The organism is Campylobacter showae CC57C, assembly GCF_000344295.2.
Taxonomy (GTDB): domain Bacteria; phylum Campylobacterota; class Campylobacteria; order Campylobacterales; family Campylobacteraceae; genus Campylobacter_A; species Campylobacter_A showae_B.
Genome location: NZ_AOTD01000047.1, coordinates 1 through 12,960, shown reverse-complemented (window position 1 = coordinate 12,960; position 12,960 = coordinate 1). Strand labels below are relative to the sequence as shown.

Genomic DNA, 12,960 nt, shown 5'->3' with positions numbered 1-12,960 from the left:
CAAAATTTTTAAGACACACGCCGTAAAAGCCGTTGTTAGCGTGGGCGGATACAGTGCGGCGCCTGCGGCATTTGCGGCCATCATCTCGCGCACGCCGCTTTTTATCCACGAGCAAAACGCAGTGATAGGCAACCTAAACAAGCTCTTAAAACCGCTTGCAAAGGGCTTTTTTAGCTCGTATTTTAAGCCTGTCTTTAGCTACCCCGTTGCGGAGAGATTTTTTAGTACGGCTAGGCTTCGCAGTGAGCTAAAAACGGTGATATTTTTAGGCGGCTCGCAGGGTGCGGCGGCGATAAATTCGATAGCTTTAAAACTGGCTCCAGTTTTTAAAGAAAAAGGCGTAAAAATCATCCATCAGTGCGGCAAAAACGCGCTTGAGAGCTTACAAGAGGAGTACAAAAACCTAGGCCTTGCTGGCGACGAACTCGAACTTTTTGACTTTGATCCCAAAATAGAGCTTAAGATGAGCCGTGCCGATCTAGCGATAAGCCGCGCAGGGGCGGGCACGCTGTGGGAACTCACGGCAAATGCACTGCCTAGCGTATTCGTGCCTTATCCTTACGCCGCAAACAACCATCAGGTCTTTAATGCGAAATTTCTAGTGGATCAAAATTTGGCCAAATTTTGCTTTCAAAAAGGCGGCGAAATCGACGCGGATGAGATGCTAAATTTGATAAACGAGATAGATATAGCGCAAATTTCAAGCAAGCTTTCTGGGCAGATAGATAACGGCGGCGTGGAAAAAATAGCGGATGAAATTTTAAAAGATATTTAAATTTACGGCAGAGCGTTAAATTTAAATATCTTTGGATTAATGCAAATTTGAAAAACACGAATAAATTCGCCGCAGTTCAAGTGCGCTAAATTTGTAAAAATTGCAATATAAAAAAGCAAAAAGATTAGTTTATCAAATCATCTTTCAGCTCTCGCAGTTCGTAAACCAGATAGTGACACACGAGCTCGCCGGTTTGCAGGCTTTGACTGCTAAAAACCGGTTCTATCATCGCAGCGATCTTGTCGCATACGCTGATTATCTCGGCCAAAAGGAGCTGATCACCTCTGCTTTTTGCTAAAAAAACAGAGTAAAGTAAAAATTTATACGCCATCTTAAACTCACCTAAAATCACGTTTGAAATAATACTAGCCTGCGTTTTTAGTATCTTATCTAGTCTTGTTTGCGTTTTAAGTAGCTCGGCTAGCTGCTTCTTTACGGCGCGCAGACGAGCCGCATCTTTGTCAAAAAAGCTTCGCCTTTTGTATTTTTGCATGATGGCGCTTTGAGCTTGTAAAAGCTCGGTTATATCCTTGATGTTTTTCGCAGCGACTTGGAGTTTTTGATTTGCCGCCGTGCTTATGCCATTTTTCTCGCTTTTTAGCGATATCTCTAGTAGGATCTGCGAGAGATAGGCACTGACGTTAGCATAATAATCCTCGTTGTCAAAAACGGCCGAAAAATATCCGCTAGCCTTTGTCCCTCGCTCTTTGACCGCGCTTGCTAGAGCGCTAAACTGCGCGGCGCTCATGATCGCTTCTTGCGGTTTGATGTCCATTTTTTCAAGCTCGTTAAGCTCGTTTTTTAGCTTAATTATATCGCCTGAGATAGGATGCTGCCTCATATCTGTCCTCGCTGAAGTTTATGTACCAACTCGTCATAGCTGACACCGGCGCCGGCTAAAATTTGCCCCAGTAACTTGCTTGAGGCCTCCATGCTGCCGCTTTTTCTGCCTCAAGCAGCTGCCTATATATGCCTTCGATAAATTTGACGCCTTCTGGATTTGGCTTACGGCGAACGGAGTAGTAACCGATAATCTCGCCGTTAGCATCTAGCGAGGTCGTAATATTGGCAAATACCCAGTAAAATCCGCCGTCAAAGCTCTTATTTTTAACGAACGCAAATATCTCTTGCTTTGCCTTTATACGCTCCCACAGCAGCTTAAACACGATGCGCGGCATATCGGGATGCCTGATGATATTGTGCGGCTTGTGCAAAAGCTGCTCTTGCGTCGCGCCGACGATCTTTAAAAACGGCTGATTGCAGTAGGTTATCCTGCCCTTTAGATCGGTTTTTGATACGATAAAATCTTCTTCTTTTACGAAGTATTCTTTACTTTCGTTCACTTCATACCTTAAATTTTTCAGCAATTATAACCAAATATTACGCAAATGTAGCTTACTGGCCTTTTTAAATTTAGCATTCGGCGAGCATGGTAAGCGTCTTTTAGGTCAAATTTGACGCCGTAAATTTAAGGGTAGGGCGAGCGGATTTTGGAGTGCAAATTTGAGCTTAAATTTAAAAAGCTCGGCGGCAAATTTAACTCCGCCGCCGAACCGAAAAAGGCTTAAATTTAGATCGCTTTTAGCAAGATTTTAGTTAGCTTTTTACTAAACGCCGACGGATCGTCGATAGCGACGCCTTCGTTTAGCTTAGCCATATCTAAAAGTAGCTCCGCCGCATCATAGATCATCGCCTCGTTTTGAGATAGCTTTTCAAAGAGCTCGTGCTTTGGATTTATCTCCAGTATCGGCAAAATTTTACCCGCACTATGCCCCATCTGCTTTAGCATCATCTGCGTAGCGTAGTCGGGATCGTTTTTGTCGTAAACGATGACGGCGGGGCTTTGGCTTAGGCGCGAGCTTAGCTTCACGTCCTTGACCTCGTCTTTTAGTATCTCTTTCATCTTAGCTAGCAGCGCGGCGAATTTACCCTCGTCGGCTTCGTCTTTTTCAGACTTGATCTCGGCATCGATATCGGTGTGATTTACCGCTTTTATCGGCGTTTTGTCGTAGTCTTGGGCCATCGGCATGACGATAGAGTCTATCTCCTCGTCCATGATGAGCACTTCTATTCCTTCAGCCTTAAAACTCTCTAAGAGCGGCGAATTTCTTAGCATCGTTTCGTTGTTTCCGCTGATGTAGTAGATCGATTTTTGACCGTCTTTCATCGCATCTTTGTACTCTTTTAGGCTGACTAGCCCCTCGCGCTTGCTTGATTTAAAGAGGCAAAGGTCTAAAATTTGCTCCTTTTCGCTGCTAAATCCGTAAAGCCCCTCTTTGATCACCTTGCCGAATATTTTATAAAATTTAATGTATTTTTCTCTATCTTTTTCTTTTAGCTTAGCTAGTTCGCCCAGGATTTTCTTGACGCTTTGCTCTTTGACGCTGCGCATTATGCTGTTTTCTTGTAGGATTTCGCGGCTGACGTTTAGCGGCAGGTCCTCAACGTCGATGATGCCACGGACGAATCTAAGATATGGCGGCAGCATCTCTTTGGCGTCGTCGCTGATAAATACGCTTTTGACGTAGAGTTTCACGCCGCTTTGATAGTCCACGCGAAATAGATCAAACGGCTCTGACGCCGGCACGAAAAATAGGGTAGTGTACTCGATCTTGCCCTCGGCTTTGGTGTGCACGTAAAGTAGCGGATCTTCGCTGTCGTGCGAGATTTGCTTATAAAAGTCGTTATAGTCGGCGTCTTTTAGCGCGCTTTTGCTCATTTTCCAAAGTGCGGATGCTTTGTTTATCCGCACGTTTTTAGTCTCGTACGAGCCCTCTTTTTCGCCCTCTTTAGGTGCTACGTACTCTTCTTTATCCGCAAATATCGGATACGGGATGTGGTTAGAGTATTTTTTGACGATGTTTTCTATGCGGTAGGACTCGGCAAACTCGCCATCTTTTAGATAAAGCGTGATTGAGGTGCCGTGGCTGTCTTTTTGCGCGGGCGAGATTTCGTAGGTTTTTGCGTCCGAGCTCCACATGAAGGCTTCCTCGCCAAGCGCCTTTTTACTCACTACTTCGATCTTATCCGCAACCATAAATGCCGAATAAAACCCGACGCCAAACTGTCCGATGAGCGCGCTATCTTTTTTAGCTTGGCCGCTTAGCTTGTCCAAAAAGCCCTTCGTACCGCTTCTAGCGATGGTTCCGAGGTTGTTTATCAGCTCGTTTTTGTCCATGCCGATGCCGTTATCGCTGATCGTTAGCGTCTTTTTGTCCTTGTCTATTTTGATATCGATTCGCGGGGAGTAGCTTAGGCTTTTGTACGCGTCGTCCGTGAGGCAGAGGTAGTTTAGCTTGTCCAGCGCGTCGCTTGCGTTTGAGATTAGCTCGCGCAAAAATATCTCTTTGTTTGAGTAAAGCGAGTGTATCATCAAATTTAACAGCTCGTTTACCTCGGTTTGGAATTCAAATTTTTCGCTCATTTTTCGTCCTTTGTTTTTAAAATTTTTAGCAGATTATAGCACAAGGTGCTAAGAATATCTTTAAACTTGATACAACTACTATCAACTAATCTAAAATTTGTTTCTCAAATTTGACGTTTGCTTGGATGGTAAATTATGTCAAATTTGGAATTTGGGTTTTTGGGTTTTTGGGTTTTTGAAATTTGGGCGCTAAATTTGAGCTTAAAAAACTTCGGCGGCAAGTTTAAAATTTGATTTTAAACGCGGCCGGTAAATTTGGATTTTGGTTTTTTAAATGTAGGCGTCAAATTTTGGGTTTTAGCCTTTTGACGCTCGCTTTTTAAAGCGCGTTTTAAAATTTAAGCTTCAAAATCTCCGCCGCTTCGTAAATTTTCGCCTTTTTTCTTAAAAACTCGCACTCGTCCGCCAGCTCGCAAAGTCCGTTTTCTAGCAGAAATTTGACCGACTCGGCGTTATCAAGCGCTAAATTCGTCTCTATAAAAAATCTAAGCCCGCCTTTGTTAATCTCTTTTAGGCTTTTAAATTTTAAAAACTCCTCGAAATATCTCATTTTCTCGCGGTAAAATTCCCTAAATTTCACGCTTTTTCCAAACTGCGCCGCCTTTAAATTTACAGCCTCGCCAAACTTTAAAGTAGCGCCGTTTTCATGAGCAAAGGAGCGCATATCCAGCGCAATTTGCCAAGGTGTCTCGCTCATATCGGCGTTCATGCTAAGCAGCTCTTTAAAAATCCCAAAGCCGTCCGCGCTGTAAATGCAGCTTAAAATAAATTTATCGTTCGCGTCCGCTCCGTGCCTAACCAGCAGTTTTACGAGGCGGATGACGTCAGCTTCGCTAAGATTGGACTTTTGTCCTGAGGGAAGCGGCATCAGTAGCAAAGTGGAGTTGCAAATAGGGCTAGCAATGAGGGTTTTGTAGTTTAGATCGGGCTTAAATTTGAGCGCTTTTTCTATCCGCTCAAAGTCGATTTTGCCCGTGTTGTACATTTTAGCGTTAAATATAAAAGGCGTAAAAAGTCGGTCGCAATACTCGCCCAGCTCGTCGTTTATGCGGTGCGGGTTTTGCCGCAAAAAATCCAAAATTTGATCAAGCCCAGCGTCTATCTGCTCGCTCGTAGAGTTTTCGTCGTAGAAAATCCTAAAATCAGGCGCGGATTTTGGCTGCTCGCAAGCCTTGATCGCTTCGTCTTGCTCTAGCGCAAAAAGCGGCACAAATAAAAAGAGCAGGGCGAGCGGCAAAAATCGTAAAGAAATTTTCATCATCCATCCTTAAATTTAGATACGCCGAGTTAAAATTTTAGCCCAAGTCTAGCGGGCTAAATTTTTAACTCGGGCCGTCTTGTTTAATTTTGCCCTTAAAATTTAGCTTTATGCCGCTTTTTAACTATCTGACTTCGTTTATCAGCTTTAGACTCTCTTTTGCGTCGTAGCGGGTCGCGTACTTTTTGAGATTTTCGCACGAAGTTCGTAGCTTTTCATCTTTGCAAACGCCGTTTTTTAGCAGAAACTTAACCATATCCTCGCTGTCTAAGATCGCGGCTAGTTTTGTAAAAATTTCCAGTTCTTTAGCCTCAAATTCGCTAAGCGGTTTAAATTTTAGCAGCTCCTCGAGGTAGCGCATTTTATCGCTGTAAAATTCGGTAAATTTTGAGGTTTTTGCAAACTGCCTTATTTTTGGATCAAGCGGAGCGTTTGCGATCGGCGGGGCGCCGTTTTGACCCATAAAAATAGCTATCCCACCAGCCACGCAAAGCATCGTTTCTTTGTTGCCGCGCGCACCTTTGCTAAGAAGGGGGCTAAAAATCTCAAACGCCTCGGCATTGCAAGCCAAGTGCAAAAGTTCGGGCGAGCCGATATCTGCACCGTTTGCTAAGAGTAGGTCGATGAGGCGTATCGTTTCTTTTTGATCAAATTTATATTTGCCGTCAGGGTTTATACCAAGTGCAATAACCGCGTCAATAGGCGTGAAAATCATAAATTTATAGTTTAGATCCGGTTTAAATTTGAGTGCTTTTTCTATGCGTTCAAAGTCAAATTTGCCTGTTTTTATGATTTTTAGGTTGTAGATAAAAGGCGAAAAAAGGCGGTCGTCAAATTCGCCGTATTCGTCGTTTATGCGGTGCGGGTTTTGCGATAAAAAATCTAAAATTTGATCAAGCCCAGCGTCTATTTGTTTGCTTGTAGCATTTTCATCGAAAAAGATCTCAAGGCCTGGCTCAGACAAATTTGAAGCAAATAAAATTTGAGTTAAAATCATAAATATAACGGCGAACTTTTTCATAAATCCTCCTAAATTTAAGGCTTTTACGAGGCGGTCAAATTTGGCTTGCGGGCTTAAAACACAAATTCGTTCGCGGTAAATTCGACTCAATTTCAGGTTAAAATTACGCACGAGGCAAATTCGCGGTAAAAACAGGCGTTTTAGACCGCCGATTTTTGCCTCTCGTTGTCGAGCGTTTCTTGCATTTTAGCTCTTGCGTTTTCTAGCCACTCAGGGTCGGCGGTATCGATGAGATCTAGGCAGATGATTTTGATTTTGCCGCTTTTAAAGCTAAAATTTTTCACATCCAAGATGTCCGAACCCGTGATCACGATGGGCTGGATTTTTAGATTTAGCTTGTCGGCGATGATTTTCGCACCGCCTTTAAACGGCAAAAGCTCCCTTGAGTGCGAGCGCGTTCCTTCGGGGAAAATCGCCAGCACGCGCCCTTTTTCGACGCGGTCCTGCGCGTCTTTTACGAGCTTGATGAGTGAGCGTTTATTCTCGCGCTCTACCGAGATCATTTGCGGCACGTGGATGATCTGACCGATCACTGGCAGGTCGGCTATCTCTTTTTTGGCGATCCAGCAGAGATTTTTAGGATAGACTTCCTCTAAAACGACGATATCTAGCATGCTTTGGTGGTTCATAATGATCATATTCGCCCGCTCGTCGAAGTTGCCGACGACTTCGAGCGAATAAAACCCGAAAAATCGCTGGCTCCTACCCCAAATTTTCCTCACGCCGTGAATATGTTTTTTAAAAAGCCACATAAAAAATACGACCAAAAGTATACTGATGAGAAACTCGACCGCGAAATACGCGGCCTTTATCCTAGAAAATATCATCTTTTTTCACCCAGCCTATCTTGCCGTCGTCTAGTAAAATTTTGACGTAGTCCTCGCGCTCGCCGAGGATCTCGATCTTTTCCTCCGCTTTTGAGGTATAAAATACGCTTGAGTTTTGCGTAGGCAAAATTTTTACGTTTATGTTTTGTCTTAGCGTCGCGCCGCCAAACGGGTTGTAGCTATAAAGGATATAGGCTCCAAGGCCGACCACGACGACAAGAAATATCGCGTCGCGCTTAAACAAAAACGTGATCAAGAAAATACCGAAAAGCGCGTAAACTCCGATATTTTTGTAAATTTCAAATTTGCTTTGCTTTGGATTTAGCCCGATTTGCGTGCTGATCTCGTCATCCTCCACGACTACCGGGAGCGAAAAGCTCACGAAATCTTTTTTTGCGAGACTAAAGTAGTTAAAATCGATCGAGGTTTTTTCAGGCGAAAAGATCGCGAAATAATATCCGCTTTGCGCGTCGAATTCGCCGCTCGTGGAGTCCACGCCTTGCTTGATGATGTCCTTATCCTCGATGAAAAAGTCCGCGATGTTGCCTTTTTGTGCGTTTACTTCGACGATCATGATGAGATTTTTATCGTCGAATTTATTGGTTTTGTATTTTTTGACTTCGAGATTTTGGGCGACAACGTGATTGTATTTCTCGCCGCTTTTTAGCGCTACGATTCTAGGTAGCGAAAGCGTCAAATTTGCCGTCTGAAAAAACTCGCCGTTGCGCTTTAAATTTACAGTGATTTTTGGACTTTTCACGGCCTCGGCGGAGGCCTCAGCGTAAATTTGAGCCTTGTAAACCCCTTTACCGTCGTTATCCCAGCGCAAATTTGAGCTTAGCCATTTTAGGTTTTCGGTTTCTGGCAAGATAGTTTGCAGATCAACGGCGATGTTATCCTGGATATCGACCGAGAGCGTAAAGCTAAAAATTTGCCCGACGTAGACTTGTTTCGGCGTGTTTAAAGCCTTGATGATGATGTCGTTTGGCTGCACACGCTCGTAGAGCTGGCTGTCTTTTAAATTTAGCTCTGGTTCGTTGGTAGGTGCGATATTTTGCGGGATAGGCTGGCGCAGATGCGTACCGCCTTGGTTGCTTACGGCTTGGCTTTGCACTACGGGAGCTCTATTTTGTGTAGCCGTACTTTGCGTCTGGCTTGGAGTTCTATTTTGTGTGTTCGGCGCTCTGTTTTGTAAATTTGGCTTTTGCGCGGGCGTTTGGGGAGCAGGCTTGATCACTTTTTGGCTTTGCTCGTCGCCCATCATATCAAATACGCTAGGCTCAGTGGCCCCGCAAGCTAAAACAAATATAGTAAAAAAGACTAAAAAGGGCTTTAGCAAACTAGCCCTTTTAGCATCTTTAGTCCATCGTCCGTACCTAAAAACTTCTCGCAGGCACGCTCTGGGTGAGGCATGAGGCCGAATATCTTTTTATTCTTATCGCAAATTCCGGCTACCTCGTCGACCGAGCCGTTTGGATTTAGTTCTGCGCCGTTTGCGTCGCAGTATTTTAGCAGCACCTGATCGTTGTCGTAGAGGTCTTTTAGCGTCGCTTCGTCGGCGTAAAAGTTACCCTCGCCGTGAGCGATCGGGATGTTTACGACCTCGCCGACGCTCAAATTTGAGAGAAATTTGTTTGCGTTTGAGATCACTTTTAGGTGGTGATATTTTGAGATGAAGCTTAAATTTTCGTTTCGTCTCATCGCGCCTGCAAGCAGTTTTAGCTCGCACAGCATCTGAAAACCGTTGCAAATGCCAAGCACGTATCCGCCTTTTTGGGCGTGTTTTACGACCGCGCTCATCGCCGGGCTAAATTTAGCGATAGCTGCCGTGCGTAGGTAGTCGCCGTAGCTAAATCCGCCCGGAAGCACGATAAGATCGGCATTTATCTTGCTTTCTTTGTGCCAGATTATCTGTGTCTGGCAACCCAAAAGCTCAAAGGCGTACTTTGTATCTTGCTCGCAGTTTGTGCCTGGAAACAAAACGATGGCGACTTTCATTTTGCGCTCTCGCATTTATCGTTCAAATTTATCTCGTAGTCCTCAATGACGGTGTTTGCGAGCAGTTCTTCGCACATTTTGGTGAGCTCGGCGCGCGCTTCGTCTTTGCTTGCGGCGTTTATATCCAGCACGATTTGTTTGCCTATTCGCACGCCGCTTACGTTGTTAAATCCAAGCGATCCGAGTGCGTGCTCGACAGCCTTTCCTTGCGGGTCTAAAACGCCATTTTTTAGGGATACGTTGATGGTAGCTTTCATTTTAAACCTTAGATAAAATTCTTTTTAAAACTTCTTCGTAGGCGACTTTTACGCTGCCAAGATCCTGACGGAATCTGTCTTTATCAAGCTTTTCGTTCGTAGTAGCGTCCCAAAAGCGGCAGCTATCGGGGCTAATTTCGTCTGCTAGCAGGATATTTCCGTCTTTATCGACACCGAATTCGACTTTAAAATCGACTAATTTTAAGTTTCTGTCTGCGAAAAATTTAAATAGAATAGCGTTTATCTCGCGACCCATGTGCTTTAGTCTGTCAAGGTCGTTTTCGCTTTTAACTAAGCCCATGATTAGACAGTGTTCGTCATTTACGAGCGGATCGTGCAGATCGTCGTTTTTGTAGTAAAACTCTACCAATGGAAACGACAAAACCGTGCCTTCTTTTATCGCAAGACGCTTTGTTAGCGAGCCGGTTGCGATATTTCTCACGACCACTTCAAGCGGGATGATTTCACATTTTTTCACGAGCTGTTCGGTGTCGCTTAGGGTTTCGACCAGGTGAGTCGGGATGCCTTTTTCTTTTAAAAGATGAAAAAGCTGCGTCGAAATTTTGTTATTTAGCGCGCCTTTACCGGCTTCGTTACCTCTTTTTTGCGCATCAAAGGCGGTTAGATCGTCTTTAAATTCCGCTATTAGCAAGTTCGCATCGTCCGTTGCGAACATCTTTTTTCCTTTGCCTTCGTAGATCAGCTCTTTTTTTTGCATTTTTGCACTCCTTATTTTAGCTGTAAAATTTTGATCGCGTCAATCGCCGATTTTAGTTGTATATCGTCGTTTACGTTAGCCTCAGTTATTATAGTCTTATTGTCCGTGATTTTCGTAGCGTTTTTGTCGCTATTTGCGTCTATTTTACTCAGTTCGTTGGTTAGGTGTTTTTTTAGTTCGCTCTCTTTTATAGAAAATGCATTTTCATCCTGCTGAGGCACTTTGCCAGGAAATACGATGATATCAGGCTCCACGCCAGTTGCTTGGATAGTGCGGCCGCTTGGCAAATAGTAGCGCGCGATAGTTAGGCGGATAGCCTCTTTGTCGTCCACAGGCAGGATGATCTGCACGCTGCCTTTGCCAAATGTCTTTTCGCCGATAACAACGGCTCGTTTGTGGTCTTGCAAAGAACCGCTAACGATCTCACTTGCGCTTGCGCTTCCGCCGTTAACTAGTACAGCTAGCGGTAAATTTGTGATTTTATTTGCTCTTGCGGCTTTAAATTCGCTATTTTCGCTCTCGTTTCTGCCCTTTTGAGATACGATCACGCCGCTATCTATAAACAAATTAGTTAGCCCGACCGCTTGGTTTAAAAGTCCGCCCGGGTTGTTGCGAAGGTCTAGTATGATACCCTCGGCTTTTGGATATTTTTTGATAAATTCCTCGGCCTTTTCGGTTACGTGCTTGTCAAAATTTGTCACGCGAAGATATAGGATGTTGTCTTTTTCGATCATCTTTGCGTAAACGGACTCGACCGAGATGATGTCGCGCACGAGCTTGACGTCAAACGGCTTTTGCTCGCCTTTTCGCACGATAGTTATCGTAATAGGTGTCTTTGGTTTGCCGCGCATTTTATTTACCGCTTCGTCTATGGTGGTGCCTAGAGTCGCGTTGCCGTCGATGCGCAGGATGATGTCGCCGCTTTTTATACCAGCTTTATCCGCAGGCGTATTTTCGATAGGCGAGATGACTGTTAGTGCGCCGTCTTTCATGCCGACGGTTATACCAAGTCCGCCAAATTCGCCGTTTGTCTGCACCTGCATATCTTTAAATGCCTTTTCGTTTAAAAATCCCGAATGCGCGTCAAGGTTGTTTAAAAGCCCCTCTATGGCCTTATCCACGATCTCTTTAAACTGCAAATCATCAACATAATATTTTTCGATAGTAGAAATGGTTTTTGTGAGTTTTGAGAGCGATTGTAGTTTAGAATTTGAGCCGTCTTCGGTCGCTTTAGCATTTAAATTTGCGCTAAAAACGGCTCCGAAAATCATCGCGCTCGCAACGCTTGAAAACAAAAACATCTTTTTTTTATTCAAAGTTAATCTCCTGCCTTTTTAAGTGGGGCTATTTTAGTTAAATTTGCCTAAAAATAGGATAAAAGATTTAATAAAATTTAACTTTATTTCGTAAGTATTTATATTATATCACTTAGATAACTTGACAATAATCGACTAAAGTTATATAATACGGTCAATATAAACTAAAGGAGAAAAAATGGCGAATTTAGGCGAAAATTTAACCGCACAAATGCAAGAGCTGATAGAAAAGGGCGTCGCGCTAGCGATACACGCGAAAAACCCGCAAACGTTTCCGCTTCACTTGCTTTGGGCTCAGGTCGCAGATAGCAGCTCGCTACTAAACCAAGTCTTTAATAAAATGAACGTAAGTAAAGACGCGGTCGAGCTCGAAGTAAAAAGCAAAGCCGCACAGCTACCTACAAGCTCAAACGTCAGCAAGGAAAACGTGCAAATTTCAAAGGAGCTCATAAACTCTCTTGAAAGCGCAAAAGCCCTGATGGTGAGCCTCGGAGATAGCTATATCGCGGTAGATACCTGGATTATTTCGGCGCTTGAGCTGCCTGAGATCAAGCAAATTTTAGGCAAATTTACCGACGTTTTAGAGATCCGCAAAAATTTAGAAAGCATCAGGGCAGGGCGCAAGATAGACAGCCAAACCAGCGACGAGACGCTAGATAGTCTTGAGAAATACGGCATCGATCTAACCGCAAAGGCTCTAAATAAGGAGCTCGATCCAGTCATCGGGCGCGACGAAGAGATCACGCGCATGATGCAAATTTTAATAAGAAAGAGCAAGAATAATCCTATTTTATTAGGCGAGCCTGGCGTGGGTAAAACCGCTATCGTCGAGGGTCTAGCGCAAAAAATCGTGGCAAAAGACGTGCCTACTAGCCTAGCAAACAAACGAGTGATCGCACTTGATATGAGTGCGCTGATCGCGGGCGCGAAGTACCGCGGCGAGTTTGAAGACAGGCTAAAAGCCGTCATAAACGAGGTAAAAAGCGCCGGAAATATCATCCTCTTTATCGACGAGATCCACACCATCGTGGGCGCTGGAGCTAGCGAAGGCAGCATGGACGCGGCAAATATCCTAAAACCCGCGCTTGCTAGAGGCGAGCTACACGCCGTGGGCGCAACGACGCTAAAAGAGTACCGCAAGTATTTTGAAAAGGACGCCGCGTTGCAACGCCGCTTTCAGCCCATCGACGTCAAAGAGCCTAGCGTAAACGAAGCGCTTCAAATTTTACGCGGTATAAAAGAGCGCCTCGAGGTGCACCACGGCGTAACTATCACCGATAGCGCGCTGGTTGCGGCGGCAAAGCTAAGTGACCGCTACATCTCAAACCGCTTCTTGCCGGATAAAGCGATCGATCTCATCGACGAG

At 44.4% G+C, this 12,960-nt stretch carries 12 protein-coding genes and 1 pseudogene; 2 read left to right on the top strand and 11 right to left on the bottom strand.

Going from position 1 to position 12,960, the window contains the following annotated elements; translation table 11 throughout:
* Positions 1-775 (top strand): glycosyltransferase (locus tag H740_RS02075; RefSeq protein WP_002950770.1); only part of this gene is annotated, 775 nt, incomplete at its 5' end.
* 124 nt (positions 776-899) lie between these two features.
* On the opposite strand, the gene H740_RS02070 is transcribed toward H740_RS02075, so the two are convergent.
* The 11 genes and pseudogenes from H740_RS02070 to H740_RS02020 all read right to left on the bottom strand — a co-directional run bounded on the left by H740_RS02070 (position 900) and on the right by H740_RS02020 (position 11,579).
* On the bottom strand, positions 900-1,616 hold the full coding sequence (locus tag H740_RS02070; RefSeq protein ID WP_002950769.1) for a hypothetical protein: 717 nt from the start codon (positions 1,614-1,616) through the stop codon (positions 900-902).
* Positions 1,613-2,118: pseudogene (locus H740_RS02065) on the bottom strand (PAS domain-containing protein). The gene H740_RS02070 and the pseudogene H740_RS02065 overlap by 4 nt, the downstream one beginning before the upstream one ends.
* A gap of 227 nt (positions 2,119-2,345) precedes the next feature.
* Positions 2,346-4,199 (bottom strand): molecular chaperone HtpG, encoded by a 1,854-nt coding sequence (gene htpG, locus H740_RS02060; RefSeq protein WP_002950767.1) that lies wholly within the window; start codon positions 4,197-4,199, stop codon positions 2,346-2,348.
* A 331-nt stretch (positions 4,200-4,530) separates the two neighbouring features.
* Positions 4,531-5,457: a hypothetical protein gene (locus tag H740_RS12060; protein WP_002950765.1), complete on the bottom strand. Its 927-nt coding sequence runs from the start codon at positions 5,455-5,457 to the stop codon at positions 4,531-4,533.
* 124 nt (positions 5,458-5,581) lie between these two features.
* Positions 5,582-6,478: a hypothetical protein gene (locus H740_RS02050; RefSeq protein WP_002950764.1), complete on the bottom strand. Its 897-nt coding sequence runs from the start codon at positions 6,476-6,478 to the stop codon at positions 5,582-5,584.
* Positions 6,479-6,618: 140 nt separating this feature from the next.
* On the bottom strand, positions 6,619-7,305 hold the full coding sequence (locus H740_RS02045; RefSeq protein ID WP_002950761.1) for a lysophospholipid acyltransferase family protein: 687 nt from the start codon (positions 7,303-7,305) through the stop codon (positions 6,619-6,621).
* A complete protein-coding gene (locus H740_RS02040; protein ID WP_002950759.1) occupies positions 7,292-8,644 on the bottom strand; it encodes an SH3 domain-containing protein in 1,353 nt (450 codons plus the stop codon). The genes H740_RS02045 and H740_RS02040 overlap by 14 nt, the downstream gene beginning before the upstream one ends.
* Complete coding sequence (gene purQ / locus H740_RS02035; protein ID WP_002950758.1) at positions 8,638-9,303, bottom strand: phosphoribosylformylglycinamidine synthase subunit PurQ; 666 nt, start codon at positions 9,301-9,303, stop codon at positions 8,638-8,640. Before purQ ends, H740_RS02040 begins: the two co-directional genes overlap by 7 nt.
* A complete protein-coding gene (purS, locus tag H740_RS02030; RefSeq protein ID WP_002950757.1) occupies positions 9,300-9,560 on the bottom strand; it encodes a phosphoribosylformylglycinamidine synthase subunit PurS in 261 nt (86 codons plus the stop codon). Before purS ends, purQ begins: the two co-directional genes overlap by 4 nt.
* Before the next feature lies 1 nt (position 9,561).
* The gene (purC, locus tag H740_RS02025) at positions 9,562-10,278 is read right to left on the bottom strand and encodes a phosphoribosylaminoimidazolesuccinocarboxamide synthase (protein ID WP_002947778.1); all 717 of its coding nucleotides are present in this window, start codon (positions 10,276-10,278) and stop codon (positions 9,562-9,564) included.
* A gap of 11 nt (positions 10,279-10,289) precedes the next feature.
* Entirely contained in the window at positions 10,290-11,579 is a 1,290-nt protein-coding gene (locus H740_RS02020) for a S41 family peptidase (protein ID WP_034957015.1), read from the bottom strand.
* A gap of 193 nt (positions 11,580-11,772) precedes the next feature.
* Between H740_RS02020 and H740_RS02015 the strand changes: the two genes are divergently transcribed.
* A partial coding sequence (locus H740_RS02015) for an AAA family ATPase (protein ID WP_002950755.1) occupies positions 11,773-12,960 on the top strand: 1,188 nt, incomplete at its 3' end.

Bases quoted from the DNA above. Each gene is read 5' to 3' on its own strand.
- H740_RS02070 (WP_002950769.1), bottom strand. From the start codon at position 1,616: ATGAGGCAGCATCCTATCTCAGGCGATATAATTAAGCTAAAAAACGAG.
- htpG (WP_002950767.1), bottom strand. From the start codon at position 4,199: ATGAGCGAAAAATTTGAATTCCAAACCGAGGTAAACGAGCTGTTAAAT.
- H740_RS12060 (WP_002950765.1), bottom strand. From the start codon at position 5,457: ATGAAAATTTCTTTACGATTTTTGCCGCTCGCCCTGCTCTTTTTATTT.
- H740_RS02050 (WP_002950764.1), bottom strand. From the start codon at position 6,478: ATGAAAAAGTTCGCCGTTATATTTATGATTTTAACTCAAATTTTATTT.
- H740_RS02045 (WP_002950761.1), bottom strand. From the start codon at position 7,305: ATGATATTTTCTAGGATAAAGGCCGCGTATTTCGCGGTCGAGTTTCTC.
- purQ (WP_002950758.1), bottom strand. From the start codon at position 9,303: ATGAAAGTCGCCATCGTTTTGTTTCCAGGCACAAACTGCGAGCAAGAT.
- purS (WP_002950757.1), bottom strand. From the start codon at position 9,560: ATGAAAGCTACCATCAACGTATCCCTAAAAAATGGCGTTTTAGACCCG.
- purC (WP_002947778.1), bottom strand. From the start codon at position 10,278: ATGCAAAAAAAAGAGCTGATCTACGAAGGCAAAGGAAAAAAGATGTTC.
- H740_RS02020 (WP_034957015.1), bottom strand. From the start codon at position 11,579: ATGTTTTTGTTTTCAAGCGTTGCGAGCGCGATGATTTTCGGAGCCGTT.